This window comes from Streptomyces atratus, assembly GCF_014648655.1.
Classification (GTDB): Bacteria; Actinomycetota; Actinomycetes; order Streptomycetales; family Streptomycetaceae; genus Streptomyces; species Streptomyces atratus.
The window spans coordinates 1-12,399 of the sequence record NZ_BMRN01000092.1 but is presented as its reverse complement, the minus strand read 5'-3'; the positions used below and the strand labels follow the sequence as shown (position 1 = coordinate 12,399).

At 66.2% G+C, this 12,399-nt stretch carries 11 protein-coding genes and 3 pseudogenes; 6 read left to right on the top strand and 8 right to left on the bottom strand.

The genetic code is table 11. From position 1 onward, the window contains the following. Window positions 1-686: 686 nt before the first annotated feature. A pseudogene (locus IEZ15_RS42150) lies at window positions 687-872 on the top strand (LuxR C-terminal-related transcriptional regulator); the annotation flags it as partial. A 331-nt stretch (window positions 873-1,203) separates the two neighbouring features. On the opposite strand, the gene rpmF reads toward IEZ15_RS42150, so the two are convergent. Together rpmF and IEZ15_RS42140 are read right to left on the bottom strand one after the other, a co-directional pair. Beyond that, window positions 1,204-1,374, bottom strand: a complete 171-nt coding sequence (gene rpmF, locus IEZ15_RS42145) for a 50S ribosomal protein L32 (protein WP_373302761.1) — start codon at window positions 1,372-1,374, stop codon at window positions 1,204-1,206. A 682-nt stretch (window positions 1,375-2,056) separates the two neighbouring features. Continuing rightward, entirely contained in the window at window positions 2,057-2,251 is a 195-nt protein-coding gene (locus tag IEZ15_RS42140) for a hypothetical protein (RefSeq protein WP_189282241.1), read from the bottom strand. Window positions 2,252-2,530: 279 nt separating this feature from the next. Here IEZ15_RS42140 and IEZ15_RS42135 point away from each other — a divergent pair, with 279 nt between their 5' ends. From IEZ15_RS42135 to IEZ15_RS42125, 3 genes are all read left to right on the top strand, one after another. Beyond that, window positions 2,531-2,962 (top strand): organic hydroperoxide resistance protein, encoded by a 432-nt coding sequence (locus IEZ15_RS42135; RefSeq protein ID WP_189282240.1) that lies wholly within the window; start codon window positions 2,531-2,533, stop codon window positions 2,960-2,962. Between the two features lie 161 nt (window positions 2,963-3,123). Further along, complete coding sequence (locus IEZ15_RS42130) at window positions 3,124-3,342, top strand: hypothetical protein (RefSeq protein WP_189282239.1); 219 nt, start codon at window positions 3,124-3,126, stop codon at window positions 3,340-3,342. Continuing rightward, window positions 3,339-4,184 carry a prephenate dehydratase gene (locus IEZ15_RS42125; protein WP_189282238.1) on the top strand — a complete coding sequence of 282 codons (846 nt, stop codon included), beginning with the start codon at window positions 3,339-3,341 and terminating at the stop codon, window positions 4,182-4,184. The genes IEZ15_RS42130 and IEZ15_RS42125 overlap by 4 nt, the downstream gene beginning before the upstream one ends. A gap of 87 nt (window positions 4,185-4,271) precedes the next feature. Here IEZ15_RS42125 and IEZ15_RS42120 read toward each other — a convergent pair whose 3' ends face one another. Then, window positions 4,272-4,820, bottom strand: a complete 549-nt coding sequence (locus IEZ15_RS42120; RefSeq protein ID WP_189282237.1) for a CGNR zinc finger domain-containing protein — start codon at window positions 4,818-4,820, stop codon at window positions 4,272-4,274. Window positions 4,821-5,017: 197 nt separating this feature from the next. On the opposite strand from IEZ15_RS42120, the pseudogene IEZ15_RS42115 reads away from it, so the two are divergent. Then, window positions 5,018-5,445, top strand: a pseudogene (locus tag IEZ15_RS42115) (hypothetical protein). A 492-nt stretch (window positions 5,446-5,937) separates the two neighbouring features. Here the strand turns inward: IEZ15_RS42115 and IEZ15_RS42110 are convergent. The 4 genes from IEZ15_RS42110 to IEZ15_RS42095 all read right to left on the bottom strand — a co-directional run bounded on the left by IEZ15_RS42110 (window position 5,938) and on the right by IEZ15_RS42095 (window position 9,884). Continuing rightward, window positions 5,938-7,092 carry a ParB/RepB/Spo0J family partition protein gene (locus IEZ15_RS42110; protein ID WP_189282236.1) on the bottom strand — a complete coding sequence of 385 codons (1,155 nt, stop codon included), beginning with the start codon at window positions 7,090-7,092 and terminating at the stop codon, window positions 5,938-5,940. After that, the gene (locus IEZ15_RS42105; protein WP_189282235.1) at window positions 7,089-8,354 is read right to left on the bottom strand and encodes a ParA family protein; all 1,266 of its coding nucleotides are present in this window, start codon (window positions 8,352-8,354) and stop codon (window positions 7,089-7,091) included. The genes IEZ15_RS42110 and IEZ15_RS42105 overlap by 4 nt, the downstream gene beginning before the upstream one ends. A 384-nt stretch (window positions 8,355-8,738) precedes the next feature. Next, on the bottom strand, window positions 8,739-9,152 hold the full coding sequence (locus IEZ15_RS42100) for a hypothetical protein (RefSeq protein WP_189282234.1): 414 nt from the start codon (window positions 9,150-9,152) through the stop codon (window positions 8,739-8,741). A 45-nt stretch (window positions 9,153-9,197) separates the two neighbouring features. Further along, window positions 9,198-9,884 (bottom strand): hypothetical protein, encoded by a 687-nt coding sequence (locus tag IEZ15_RS42095; protein WP_189282233.1) that lies wholly within the window; start codon window positions 9,882-9,884, stop codon window positions 9,198-9,200. A gap of 762 nt (window positions 9,885-10,646) precedes the next feature. On the opposite strand from IEZ15_RS42095, the gene IEZ15_RS42090 reads away from it, so the two are divergent. Continuing rightward, window positions 10,647-10,889: a hypothetical protein gene (locus tag IEZ15_RS42090; protein WP_189282232.1), complete on the top strand. Its 243-nt coding sequence runs from the start codon at window positions 10,647-10,649 to the stop codon at window positions 10,887-10,889. Between the two features lie 486 nt (window positions 10,890-11,375). Here the strand turns inward: IEZ15_RS42090 and IEZ15_RS42085 are convergent. Continuing rightward, window positions 11,376-12,399 (bottom strand): annotated as a pseudogene (locus IEZ15_RS42085) (DUF2637 domain-containing protein); the annotation flags it as partial.

Below are 12,399 nucleotides of genomic sequence, written 5' to 3'. Positions count from 1 at the left end.
AGACCGTCCAAGGAGCGGACGCGACCGCCGTTGCGGCCCTCTCCGTCGACATCGACAACGGCGGTGTAGCTGACTGCCATGACTGGTGCTCCCCATCTGGGTCGGAAGGAAGGTCTTCGGTCGCCTCGGCCGCAACACTCTGTGTGTCACCGGTTGAGACGGTGACACAATCATGGCAGCTTCACGCGTCACCAGTCAAGATGGTGACCGCCTCTTTCGGGTGTGCGCCTCCCGCGCTGATCGACCGTCATGGTCCGGACGGCGCCACAGCCGGGTGCAACATGCTTCACACGGAACGAGTCGGCACGCTCGTCCGTCGCTGTTGTGACATGTCCCAGCTGCGCCACCGGTATCGAGTGACATGTGCCTCATGGCCGTCGGATTCTGTCGCGCAGATGAACGGCACGCAGCGCGCCGGGAGGGGCCCAGAACAATGAGACACACCCGCTTGTCGGCGACGTTCACGGCAGGCGTCGCGGCCCGGCTCCGGCCGCGACGACATCGTCTTCCACGCCTTCGAGGAGTACGGACACCTGACGATCCTGCCCTCCGACGCCTCGGCCCTGGTACCCCAAGACCGCCTGGAACGGGTGCTGTTCGACGCCACCCGCACCCTTGCGCCGCGCGGGGTGGGCGCCCCGTCCTTCGGCGCCCCGGGAGGCCGCCACTCCGGGACACATCCGTCACTGTCACAGGCCGACGGCAAGCTGCTGTCCCTGCTGGTCGCGGGCGTCGCCGACAACGCGATCGCCTCACAGATGGGCCTGAGCCGAAGAACCGTCCAGCGCCGCATCCAGAACCTGATGGAGCGTGCCGGCGCCGGGACACGCATGCAGCCGGCCCGGCAGGCTGCCCGGCGCACCTGGCTGTGAGGGACCGCGCGTGTCAATTGCTTTGCCCCGGTGACCCGTTATGGCGGCGGGAAGCCCAACTGCTGGGCGGTGACGACCAGTCCGGTGGCACCCCACCGCGCACGTCTCAGCGGCGCCGGGACCGTGCCTGCTGTGCGGCACGGTCTGTTTCCAGCCCGATAATCGGCACACGTGTGGGAACGGCCCATGCGGCCGGAACACGCCCGGTCGCTACCACAGCACCGGTGTCGTCTTTCTGTCGTCCGCGAACCGCCCAGGGGTCAACCTGCCGGAGAGGGGCGGAATTGGCGTGCGCGGCGCAGGCCACCCTGCACGGTCGGCGCCTGTGGTGTCAGGAGGGAGGAAGCACCTGACGGCCGCGGTACATGCCGCAGTGCATACAGGCAGCGTGTCCGGGGGTGGGCCGGCCGCACGCGGCGTTCGCACACGTCGCCAGGGCGGGCCGGGTGGCCTTCCAGTGAGCCCGCCGGCGCCGGGTACGCGCGCGGGACTTCTTGTGCATCATGAGCGTTTTCCAAATCTGTGTGTGCTCTCCCGTCGGCACGTGTGGGCATGCCGAGGTCGACGACGACGGGAGCCCTGCGCGCACGCGGGGAGCGCGGGAATTGCCAACTGACTGCGGGACGGCGAACGCCTCGATGCACTGCGAGGGAACCCTTCACCGGTTCCGCGGTGTCCACGGCACGATGTGCCAGGCCGACTCACCGTGCCGAGGGCACGTGTGAGCAGGCGACGGAGGCCGACCTCCGCTCAACCGGTCACTGGCAAGAGGGACCCGGAGCGGCACCGGTCGGCGGTTCGCCGTGGCTAGGCTCTGTCGACTTCAATCACGCCGGAAGGTTAGCAAGCGGGCGCACAGCGGGGCAACACGCAGGTGGAGAGGCCGGGCGCGGTGTCGGAGGCGATGTCAGGGGCCGGCGGCCGCGGCTGTAGGTGCGCGAGCGTCAGAGGACGGCACCGAGGTACGTGACAGCCGCCCCAGCCGACGCGTTCTCATCAGGATTTCCCCGGCCTCCCTGTCCGGCTCTCGCCGGTCATTGCAGTTCACTTGGCGAAGAAGCGCCTGGAGGGCTTCCCCCTCCCTGCTCCACCGGCCGAGACCGTCGCGGTACTCCTTCCTGATCCCGATCTCTTCCTGATTGACGGTGTGGGTGTCTGCGTGACCTGCTCCTGCCTCCAGAGGTCTACAGCCCCAGGTCCAGGGCCAGGCACGAGTGGTACTTCCACGCGCCCTCGGGGTTGTAGACGGCCTTCACCCCGCCGCTCGGCCCGGCTTCCACCTCTGTGGCCATGTCCTCGAAGCGGATGCGCTCGGGGAGCTTGCCGTACCGCGCGTGCCGTGCCGCCGCGGCGGCGTCCATCGTCAGGTCCTTGTTCATGACCAGCCTCCACTTCATCGGTCGTGGATCGCGTCCCGGTTGTTACCGGACGACAGTCAGCCTGCCCCTTCAGGAGTAACCTGTCAAGAGGGTGACGAATGAGAGGCGCGCATCGAAAGGCTTCGCCGCGGACGATCCAGCTCCTCACACACATGTGTCCTTTCACGTCAGCAACTTTCTTGACGAATAGTTCCAGGTGTGACCATATTTGCCACCAGTCGAACCGGTGACAGCCGACATTGGGGCACCGGACCCATCGCACACGAGGAGACAACAGCCATGGCAGTCAGCTACACCGGTGTCGTCACAGTGACCGGAGAGGGCCGCAACGGAGGCCGCATCGAGGCCAGCGACGGACAGCTCGAAACCGCACTCGCCATTCCGAAGGAACTCGGCGGAGCCGGCGGTGCCACCAACCCGGAACAGCTCTTCGCTGCCGGCTGGGGCGCCTGCTTCCTCGGCGCCGTCCGTCACGCCGCCTCCCAGCGCAAGATCACCCTCAAGAGCACTGCCATCACCGTCGAAGCGACCCTCGCCCACGGCGACGACGGCGAGTTCAACCTCAGCGCCGTCCTCAACCTCGAACTCGGCGGCGTCGACCAGCCCACCGCCACCGAACTCGCCGAAGCCGCCCACCAGATCTGCCCCTACTCCAAGGCCACCCGCGGCAACATCCCCGTCACCATCAACGCCACCACCACCGCCGCCTGAACCGACCGTGACGGTTTACATGTGAACTTCGCACCGCTGCGCCCACGTGAAGAGAGTGAGCGCATGCGCAGGTTTGGAGAGCGTCATGCTCACCGCGCACGGGAACCGTCGACGCCGGGGGGTATTCGGGCACGGGACGGGCGACGAGGGGCACGGAAGCGATGGCAGAGCCGCGCAGGCACGTCCGGCGTGCGGCCATGCTGGTGCACCATGTGGTGACAGCGGCGTACGAGAAGGCGATCCCCTTCCCCGCGAAAGGCGGACAGCATCCTCTGGAGTCTCTCGTTGTGGACAGCGCTGCGGTCCTCCAGCACCTGCGTTTTACGGTGGACCTCCTGCTGATCGAAGACATCGGCTCCGCTACAGGAAGATGCACGTGACGACCATCGCATACCAGGGTGAACCGGGCTCGAATTCGGCAGCCGCCACCCAGCATCTGTTTCCCGGTAGCACGGAGTTGCCGTGCACAAGCTTCGAACAGGCGTTGGACGCGGTGACGCTCGGCACCGCCGACCTGGCGGTGATCCCGGTGGACAACTCCGCCGCCGGACGGGTCGCGGACGTGCACCATCTGCTCCCGCAGTCGGGCCTGTTCGTGATCGGAGAGTACTTCCTCGCCATCCGCTTCGACCTCATGGGCATCCCCGGCGCGACACTCGACAACGTCAAGTGCGTCCGCAGCCATGTGCACGCGCTCGGGCAGTGCCGGAAGGTACTGCGTGAGGGTGACTGGCGCACCCTTGTCAGCGACGACACGGCGGGCGCCGCCCGCGAGGTGGCGGAGCTGGGCGACGTCCGGCACGCGGCACTCGCCCCACCCGCCGCGGCCCGGCACTATGGTCTGGAGGTGCTGCGGGCTGGTGTCGAGGACGACCCGGACAACACCACTCGGTTCGTCGTTCTCTCCCGCGAGGCCGCCTTCGCGCCCGTCACGGACGAGCCGACGATGACGAGTCTGTTCTTCGCGGTACGCAACATCCCCAGCGCCCTCTACAAGGCGCTCGGCGGTTTCGCCAGCAGCGCGGTCAACCTCACCAAGATCGAGAGCTACCAGATGGGCGCCGGTCTCAACCCGAGCTGCTTCTACGTCGAGATCGAGGCTCACCCCGACCAGCCCCATGTCGCGCTCGCCCTGGAGGAACTGCGCTTCTTCTCCAGCGAGGTGCGGATCCTCGGCGTGTACCCGGCCCACCCGCACCGCCTGCGGGAACGCATGGGGTGACACCCACGACCCCGTTTCGACGGCCGCCCCGGAAAGGGCGGCCGTCGTCGCGTCTCTGCGCCTGTTCCGTCACCGGCTTCCGGGCGTTCAGCTATTCACGCTGTGCTGGCGTGCCCGGTAGGCGGCGGCCTTGACCCTGTTGCCGCAGGTCCTCATGGCGCACCATTCCCGTCGGTGGCCACGCGAGCGGTCGAGGTAGACCTGGGTGCACTCGGGGCGGGTGCACTCGCGCAGCAGCGCCCCCTCGTCGCCACCGAGGATCTCGACTGTCTCACGGGCGAGAGCCGCGAGCCCCTGCGAGACCGAGCCGGTGCGTGTCGTGCCGTCGGGACCGAGTCTCAGCGTCACGGGCAGGCCCGACGCCTGAAGGTTCACCTCGGCGACCGCCTCGGCGGGCAGTGGCCTGTCCTCCAGGCGGGCTGCGACCAGGTCGTAGATCGCTTCGCGCAGCTCGCGGGCGATGGTGAGATCGGCCTCGTTGGCGACGGGTGCCAGATCGAGCATTCCGGACTCCACGAACCAGTCGTCGAGCAGCTCAGGGGTGGCGAGCTTCTCCATCGGCGCGGCGTTGCGTCGCGCGCGCAGCGTGCCGACGAAGTCGAGGGGGAGCGTCCCACAGGGAAAGGCATGATTCACGTAACCATACTGACTAGTGACTCGCGAAGATGCAACACCCCGGCGCGCGATCGACGCTCAGAACCACGTGACCGATCGGTTACGGAGCTGTACAAGAGGAAGTCATTGTAATCACCAGTGAAACTGGTTACTTCTGCGGTTGCCTCCCGGCAATCGTTTCCACGATCACTCGATCACTCCTGATGCGACGGCCTCGCATGGCAGTCGTCCGTCTTCACCTCGCCTCGTCCTTTCGCCCCGCGGAGGCACTGGCGGTTCCGACCGGCTTCGGTCCCTCCCCCGCCGAGAACTGGCCCACCATCGACGCTGACCGTTTCACCGTCCACCAGCTCGGTGAGGACTGGGCCGAAGGGACCGAAGGGACCAGGTGCCGCGTGAGGAGCGGGCGCGCCACCAGTGGGACGCCCCCAAAGTCACCATCACCACCCTCGACTCGAAGCTCTTCGGGGCGGGCGGCGGTTGGATCTTCCAGCTGACGCCGGAAGGCGACGGCACGCGCATCGACGTCGAACCCACCCGGAAGCCCAGCGCGCTCAAGGGGAAGATACTCGCTTCCCTGCTCCCCCTCGCCGCCCCGTCGTCCCTCCGCAAGTCCTTCGCCGACCCCCTCAAGGCCGCCGCGTAACCGCCATGGAGCACCACAGGCCCGGCCGTCACTTCCTGGCCGGCGCGAAGGTCTCCCTCGGGATGTTCCTCGGCCATCCACCGGAGCCGCCTTCACAGTGAATGATTCGCCGCGAACGCGCTCCGGCCGGAACGAACATGATTCCGAGGGAATCGCCCTGAGCGAAGAATCGAACTGTTCGAACTGAACTACCCCTCGCGCCCATAAGTGCGATTGGGGCGACTTGTCAGCTCTCTGGTCGTAGTCCTCACGGGCGGCCGTCCAGCGACGTGCCAACTCGAGACATTGACCACACGGCAAGAAAGACGTCCTGCGGATCGTGCCTGACGTACGTCAGGCACGATCCGCAGGACGTCTCAGGTTGCGCGCCGGGCAGGAACGACGACGCCCTCCCCCAGCCGTCCCCGAGCAAGCCGGTAGTACTTGATGTGGCCCAGCTTCTCGGTGCTGTTCGTGTCGACCAGGGGTTCAACGGGCTCCGTCGGCACAGGCCTACGACTCGGCGCGCTCCTCGCGGTGCTTGATGAGGATGTCCAGCATCCGGTCGAACTCGCTGTCGCTCATCTTGTGGATGAGGTGCATCGCGATGAACATGCCGTCGTGGTAAGGAAGTTGCCGATCCGGTGACACGCCTGCCTCGGCCAGGTCGGGCTCCGGTACAGACACGCTGTCGGACCGAGGCACAGCAACGGCCTCGGCCGACTCGCCGCTCCCCCTTCGCGTGGTGGCACCTGTACGTTCGGCGTCTTCAACCTGTGTCACAGGAGTGGAGAGGACCGGCGTGGGACGGCTCTCAGCCTCATCCATGCGAGCGGACGGCACGATCGCCTGAGTGCCGGATACCTCGGACACTGCGGATTCCACAGTCGACCGCGGCCCTGCAGCGTCTTTCGGCTTCGCAACTCCCGTCGACACCACGGCAGATGCCTGCCGTTCCGCTTCCTTGCGCGCACGTTCGGCTTTGAGCTGCTCAAGGGCTGCTCCCTGCCGGTCCTGGGGTTCCTTGGCCACGGCGCGCAGGAGCTCAACGGGCTCCTCGCCAACGACCGCCTGTAGTTCAGGAGTCAGGTTCAACAAGGCCAGGCGCTGCGATACCCAGCCCTGAGACTTCCTCAGCCGCTTGGCGAGCTTGACCTGTGACCCATGAAGGGCGAGCAACCGCTGCAAGGCACGAGCTTCATCCAGCGGGTCCAGGTCTTTACGGTGAATGTTGGCGACAAGCGCCGACTCGAGGATGGCTTCGCCGTCGCTGCCTTGGGCATCGTCGACCATGACGCCGAGGTCTGTGAGGCCGGCCTCTCGGGCAGCAGCCAGACGACTGCTGCCATCGACGACGACGTGGGTCGTGTTGGGCTCCAGATCCCCTTCCCGTTCGGGATTGGCCTTGATGTAGGCATCACGGTTCATGACGGTGATGGCCTGCTTCTGGCCGTGCTCCTGGAGGCTGCCCGCCAGTTCGGTGAGATCACCGAGTGCGGAACGGGGATTGTCGGGATTGGGACTGATACGAGAGACAGGAAGCCGAGTCGGAGCAGCAACGCCTTCCGTGGGCACGCCGGTAGCGGTGCCGATCGCGGCACGTCGGGCGCTGACGGGCCGGGCACTGCCTCCGAAGCGTCCAGATCCGAGCTGGTCGGCCTTGCTCACGAAATCTCCCGAGCCAGCGCACGCATGCCGACAGCCTGCTGCGAGGCGGGAGCGTAACTCAGCAGGGGCTGCTTCATGCGCACGGCTTCTTTCTGTTCCTTCAGGTCACTGATGAGACCGACCACGCGTGGATCCTTTATGTCGATCCATCCCTGCAAGGAAGATGTGGCGATGTATCCGCGTCGGCCGTCGTAGAGATTGACGACGATGCCCAGATAGTCGATGTCGAGTCCGAGGTCGTTGCGGAGGTCCTCGATCTGATTGGTCAGAAGGTCGTAGGCGTCCGCGGAACTGTCCTCGGCCTGGACGACGATGAGGGCGCCGGATTGGCCAGGCCGCTCATCGCCGCGGCGGCGGCCGTAGTAGGCGGCGGCGTCCATGCTGAGGCCAAGGCTGGGTGGACAGTCGACCAGGATGACGTCGTAGTCGACCTCAAGTGGCATCAGCGCCCGCTCGAGGGCTGCTTCGCGAGCACGTACAGCGGAGAGTCGTACGTCGAGGAGGAACGCGTCATGGCAAGCGGGCAGCAGGTGCAGTCGTCCACCGAAGTGCTCGTCCTCGATGGAGACGATCAGGTCCCTGAGCTCCCCCTTGGGATCGCCTGCCATGTGGTTGGTGAGGCTGTCGCCGTTCATGGGCAGTGGTGCGGCGCCCAGTTGATTGGTGAGATGGCATTGCGGGTCGAAGTCGACCAGCAGGACGCGCAGCCCGAGCCCTGGAAGCTTCTCGATGGCGAGTGGGTCGTTGCCGGACTCTGCCGCACCGCCTTCCGTCTTGCTGGCGCGAAGGGCGGTAGCCAAGGCTTTGGCTACTCGGACGGGATACAGCCTGTTGGAGTCTTCCGACAGCGCCTCCCCCACACCGGCAGTGATGGCGGTCTTCCCGACGCCGCCCTTCTGGTTGCAGACCACGATCCGTCGGGTGACGTCGGGCCGCTGCACATCCGGAGCCGGATTGGTGTCGAGCCAGAGCTGGACGGACTGGGCAAGCCCCTGGATGAGGGAGACCTTGCGGTCCTCCGCGATGCTCCGGAACTCCTCCCACTGCCCAGGAGGAAGGAAGGTGGAGAAGGACTCGGCTCCGGCCGTGTCGACCGAGGTAGTCCCTGAGGCAAGGCTGCACCAGGCGGAGATCCCCTGCTCCACTGCGGCCTGGATCTCGATGCCGAGTTGGGCGGTTCTGACTTTGAGATTTTGCCGGAGCCATCCCGGCAGCTTGGAAACGACCTTTGCCCGGTCGCTCGAGGTGGCTGGCATATGCATGACGCTACCTTACTAACGCCCTAGATCATCTGCTGCATCGACACGTTAGTTAGCATGACTTGGTGGACGGCACGTTTCCACACCTCGGCCGCAGTTGAGCTGAGGCCCTTCGCCAAGAGTGCCGGCCCGTCCGCGCCCGATTGCGCCGGAGCCCAACGCCTGGAGGAGCGCGACGATCTGGAGGACGTCCTCCCAGCCCGGCCTCGTCGAACAGGGCGTCGATGTGCACGTACAGGATGCATGGCAGCCGCGAGCGTCGACCGTGCGTCCCACTCCGGCCCGTCCACGAGAGGTTGCTGTCGGCTCTCACGGGTATAGTTCGTGGCGTACCTCGTACTCAGGCACAAGGGCCCCGCCAGAAGCTGGCGGGGCCCTTGTTTCGCCTTATGCGACCTGGAGGTTCGGTCGGCCCTCGCTGGGTGGGGCTGAGACGTACGAAGGCAGCTTGAGGTTCGGGAGCTCGCCTGCCTTGATGGCCTGCAGGGTGTGCCTGAACGCCGCTTCCATGTCGTCGTGGCTCTTGTACTTCGCGGCGAGTGGATGGAGCCGGTAGCTGTTACCTCCTCGCCCGTCGCTGGAAGGGCGCAGGACGATGTGGAGATCACACAGTGGCGCCATCAGGAGGCTGACAGCCTGTGGTGTGATCTTGTACTCCTTTGCCATGTCCTTCTGACGTACGGGCAGGTGTCCTCCGAACTCGGAGCGAAATACCAGGTAACTGAGGAACTTCACTGCTGCTCCGGAAACCGGTACGGCCCAGATCCGGTCGGAGACGATCGGGGACAAGACCTCAGCCATCAGGCCACCTTCCTCGTTGTCGGCTGCCAGGGTACGCGCGCGGGGTCACCCGGTTCTCTTCTGTCTGGTGTAAGTGTCCTGCCCGAAGTCGAACTCTTCCTGATGTGGCTGGTCGGGGCCGATGTCATGAGGGAAGGCAGTGGGGTCGTGGTCGTGCTCGGAGGCGATTTCCGCGAGCACCTCGTGCTGGGCGTTGCTGTTCCCCTGGAACCACAGGGTGACGTTGAGCCGGATCTTGCCGTTGCCGGCCCTCTCGACCCACTTGTAGCCGCACAGGGCCCCGATGGCGCGGTTCACCGTGGACCGGGTGATCTTCTTGCCGCCCTTCTTCTCGGCCAGCTTGTTCAGTCCATCGGTGATCTCCTGTTGCGTGTACTGGGCGATTCCGGTGCCCGGGACCTGCCCCCCGGCTACGAAGAGGAAGACGCACAGCTGCGACTTCGTGATGGAGTTGGCCACGGCCAGCTGAGCCAGGAGCTGGGTGAACCAGTTGCTCGCCAGGCTGTACCCGGCGTTGCCCGCCATGGTGTGTACGGCGCGCGCGTCGTTCTCGAACTCGAACGTCACACCCTTCAGCTTGCGGCGGCTGCGCGGGTCGGCAGTCTGGGCTGCTTCACCCAACTGCCTTCCCAGGACGCTGAGGATGTCGTCGTAGGCGGCGTCGTCAGGCGCGTGGGACGGAACGGCTCGTGGCCCGCCCGGACGACGCCGGGCCGGCTGCTCAGATGGCACAAGACCTCCTTAGTACTCAGGCGTGGCAGACACTATCCGAAAAATCAACGGATACTTGTCTTTTGGAGCACCGGCGCGCCTTCGGACGTCGCATGTACGGCCCCTGCGATCAGGCTGCACAGAAAGTCAAGTCAGGCTTGATTTAACTGATGCGCGGGATCGGATAGTCAAGCATCACTTGATTTCATGTGTCGCATAGGGCGCACACTCTTCGAACCCGGCACAGCAGCGCCGCCACGTCGTCCTCCACCCCTCCACCTCTCTGACCAGGGGGGATGCCACCTCCGTCGCGAAGCCCAACAGATCAAGCACTGCTTGATTTTTCGGAACGAATGTGACGGCCAGGTTGACATCTCTGCATACGAAATGTGCTCTGACGGGCAACATGGATCCGGTAAACATGCAGGTCAGAGTGGGTTTTTGCGTTCGGGCCTCTTATACAAGAACCACCGGGCCGCGCTCGGTCTCCACCTGCCAAGAGACTGGCCGGACGCTCCCTTTGTGCCGCAACCAAGTCGAACCGCGTCTGAAACCTGTGCCACCGAAAGGGAGTTGTGTCAACGCGTCATTGTTACGACGGCGATCAGTGGTCACCTGCACCACGGCAATGCTCAGCCGAGGCACTTGGTCTTTCGTCACCGTCGGCCGGTCGGCAGCGCGGGGACAGGCTCAGCCGCCCCTGCGGGGCACCGCAAGCCCGCCAGGGCTGAGGAGCTGCCGCACCTGGCGGACTGCTGACCTCTGCAGCTGTGTGCCACAGTGATGCCGCATCAGTGGGTCAGGACGCATGTCGGCATCGGTCAGCTCCTCGGTCAGGCGACCGCTGCCGGGGCGAAGCGCGACGAGCGGCTGCACCGGACCGAGGGTATGTACCCAGGCATCGGTCACACCGTCGGCCACGGCAGCGACGTCGCGGGCCTGCCGATCGGCCATCAGACAGTCGGCCACGGCAGCCTGGACGCGGTGTCGGCGCACAGCGCTGCCCACTCCGCGTCCAGGCGGTGAAAGATCCCGCCGGCGGTGGGGGCGGGGTTCTGTACGCCGAACACGGCACATCTCCTTTCGGGTCTCGTGCCGTGAACTCTCCTCGGCGCGACTTGTCCGAAGGCTTGCCCGTGTGCCGGGCAAGCCGTTGATGACCGATTCGGCAAGCTCTCCAGGATGAGGGGCAAGCGTGTGATGACCGGTCGATGCAACTCTGGGCAAGCCCTTGCGAGCGTGGGCAATCCACTTTCCCAGGGCGGCGGATGAGAGCGGGCAAGAGATGGGTCGGTCACGGCACGGCGTGACCGACGGGCGGCGGATCGGTCATGGCCGATGGCCGGTGAAGACGTGATCGGTCATCGGCCACGGGCTGGCCGGTTCGGCCACAGGTGGCCGTCGGTCATCGGCCACGGGCCGCGCCCTGACCGGTCAGGTCCGGCACGCTCCGGACACGGCGGTGGCCGATGACCGAGCTCGGTCATCGGCCACCGCGAGCAGCAAAGCCGGTCAGCTCCGGACGGACCGGAGGTGTACTCGGCCCTGCTGCCGGCGCTGCTCGGCCACATACTCCGCAGCCTTGTCGAGACGACGCTGACCGGTCCGCGGGGACAGACCGAAGCGCCGGCCCACCTCTGCGCCGGAGAGCTTCTCTTCGGCCTTCTCCGCCTCGATGAGCCACTCGGCGACGGTCATGATCTGTTGCTGAACAGGGTCCAGTGCGGGCTCGTCCGTCTGCTGCTTGGGCAGCAGACCGGTAACTGTTCCGGTGTCGCCGGCGATGGAACCCCCCAGCTGCGACGGGCCTTCGCCCGGCTCCGCGTCGGAGCCTGCAACACCACCACGGGGAGCGGCCTGCCGCGGCGCTGTTCCACCGGCCACCTCGGTACCAGTAGTTGCCGACGCGGTCGGCACAGGGGCCTCCGTCTCACGCGGCTGCTGAACCTGGGGGCCCGCGACTGTCTCGGAACCCATCTCTGAGGAGGCCGGAGTGACGTCTGCCGAGACATCAGCCAGCCCACTACGAGCACCGGTTTCCGGAGCGATCACCGTGCTCCAGGCCTCCTCGTCCCCCGGTTTCTCCCTGGCCGGCTCGGACATCTGCGGCGCGGTCATCTTGACCTCCTGCAGCACCGGACGCAGTTGTGCCTCCGTCAGCACACCACCGGTGACGGAGTCGACGATTCCGTACTGGGCGAGGAAGAGCCCGAACTGGCGGGCATTGGGGAACGTACCGTGCTGGCTGATGTATCCCTGGACCGCCTCGTCGTAGGGGACATCCGGAAGGACAGGCTCGGCCATGGCCTGCGCCTCGACGTCCTCCGGCACTCTCTGTGCTGGTTCGGGGCCAAAACCCTCAAGACCGGTGTCGGGCGGCGCAACGACGCCGGCGTCCAGAGCGAGCTGATGCTCAGCTTCCGGCTCAGGACGGAACTCGCCCGGTTCGACCAGGGCCGGGGCCGGGGGCAGCAGGGCCGGTTCGATGCCTGCGGCGGCGAGGCCGGCCGGGCCGGTCTCGGCCAGCGGGACGCCG

Bases quoted from the DNA above. Each gene is read 5' to 3' on its own strand.
- IEZ15_RS42090 (WP_189282232.1), top strand. From the start codon at position 10,647: ATGCCGCATCAGTGGGTCAGGACGCATGTCGGCATCGGTCAGCTCCTC.
- IEZ15_RS42130 (WP_189282239.1), top strand. From the start codon at position 3,124: ATGGCAGAGCCGCGCAGGCACGTCCGGCGTGCGGCCATGCTGGTGCAC.
- rpmF (WP_373302761.1), bottom strand. From the start codon at position 1,374: ATGCACAAGAAGTCCCGCGCGCGTACCCGGCGCCGGCGGGCTCACTGG.
- IEZ15_RS42140 (WP_189282241.1), bottom strand. From the start codon at position 2,251: ATGAACAAGGACCTGACGATGGACGCCGCCGCGGCGGCACGGCACGCG.
- IEZ15_RS42100 (WP_189282234.1), bottom strand. From the start codon at position 9,152: ATGGCTGAGGTCTTGTCCCCGATCGTCTCCGACCGGATCTGGGCCGTA.
- IEZ15_RS42135 (WP_189282240.1), top strand. From the start codon at position 2,531: ATGGCAGTCAGCTACACCGGTGTCGTCACAGTGACCGGAGAGGGCCGC.
- IEZ15_RS42105 (WP_189282235.1), bottom strand. From the start codon at position 8,354: ATGCATATGCCAGCCACCTCGAGCGACCGGGCAAAGGTCGTTTCCAAG.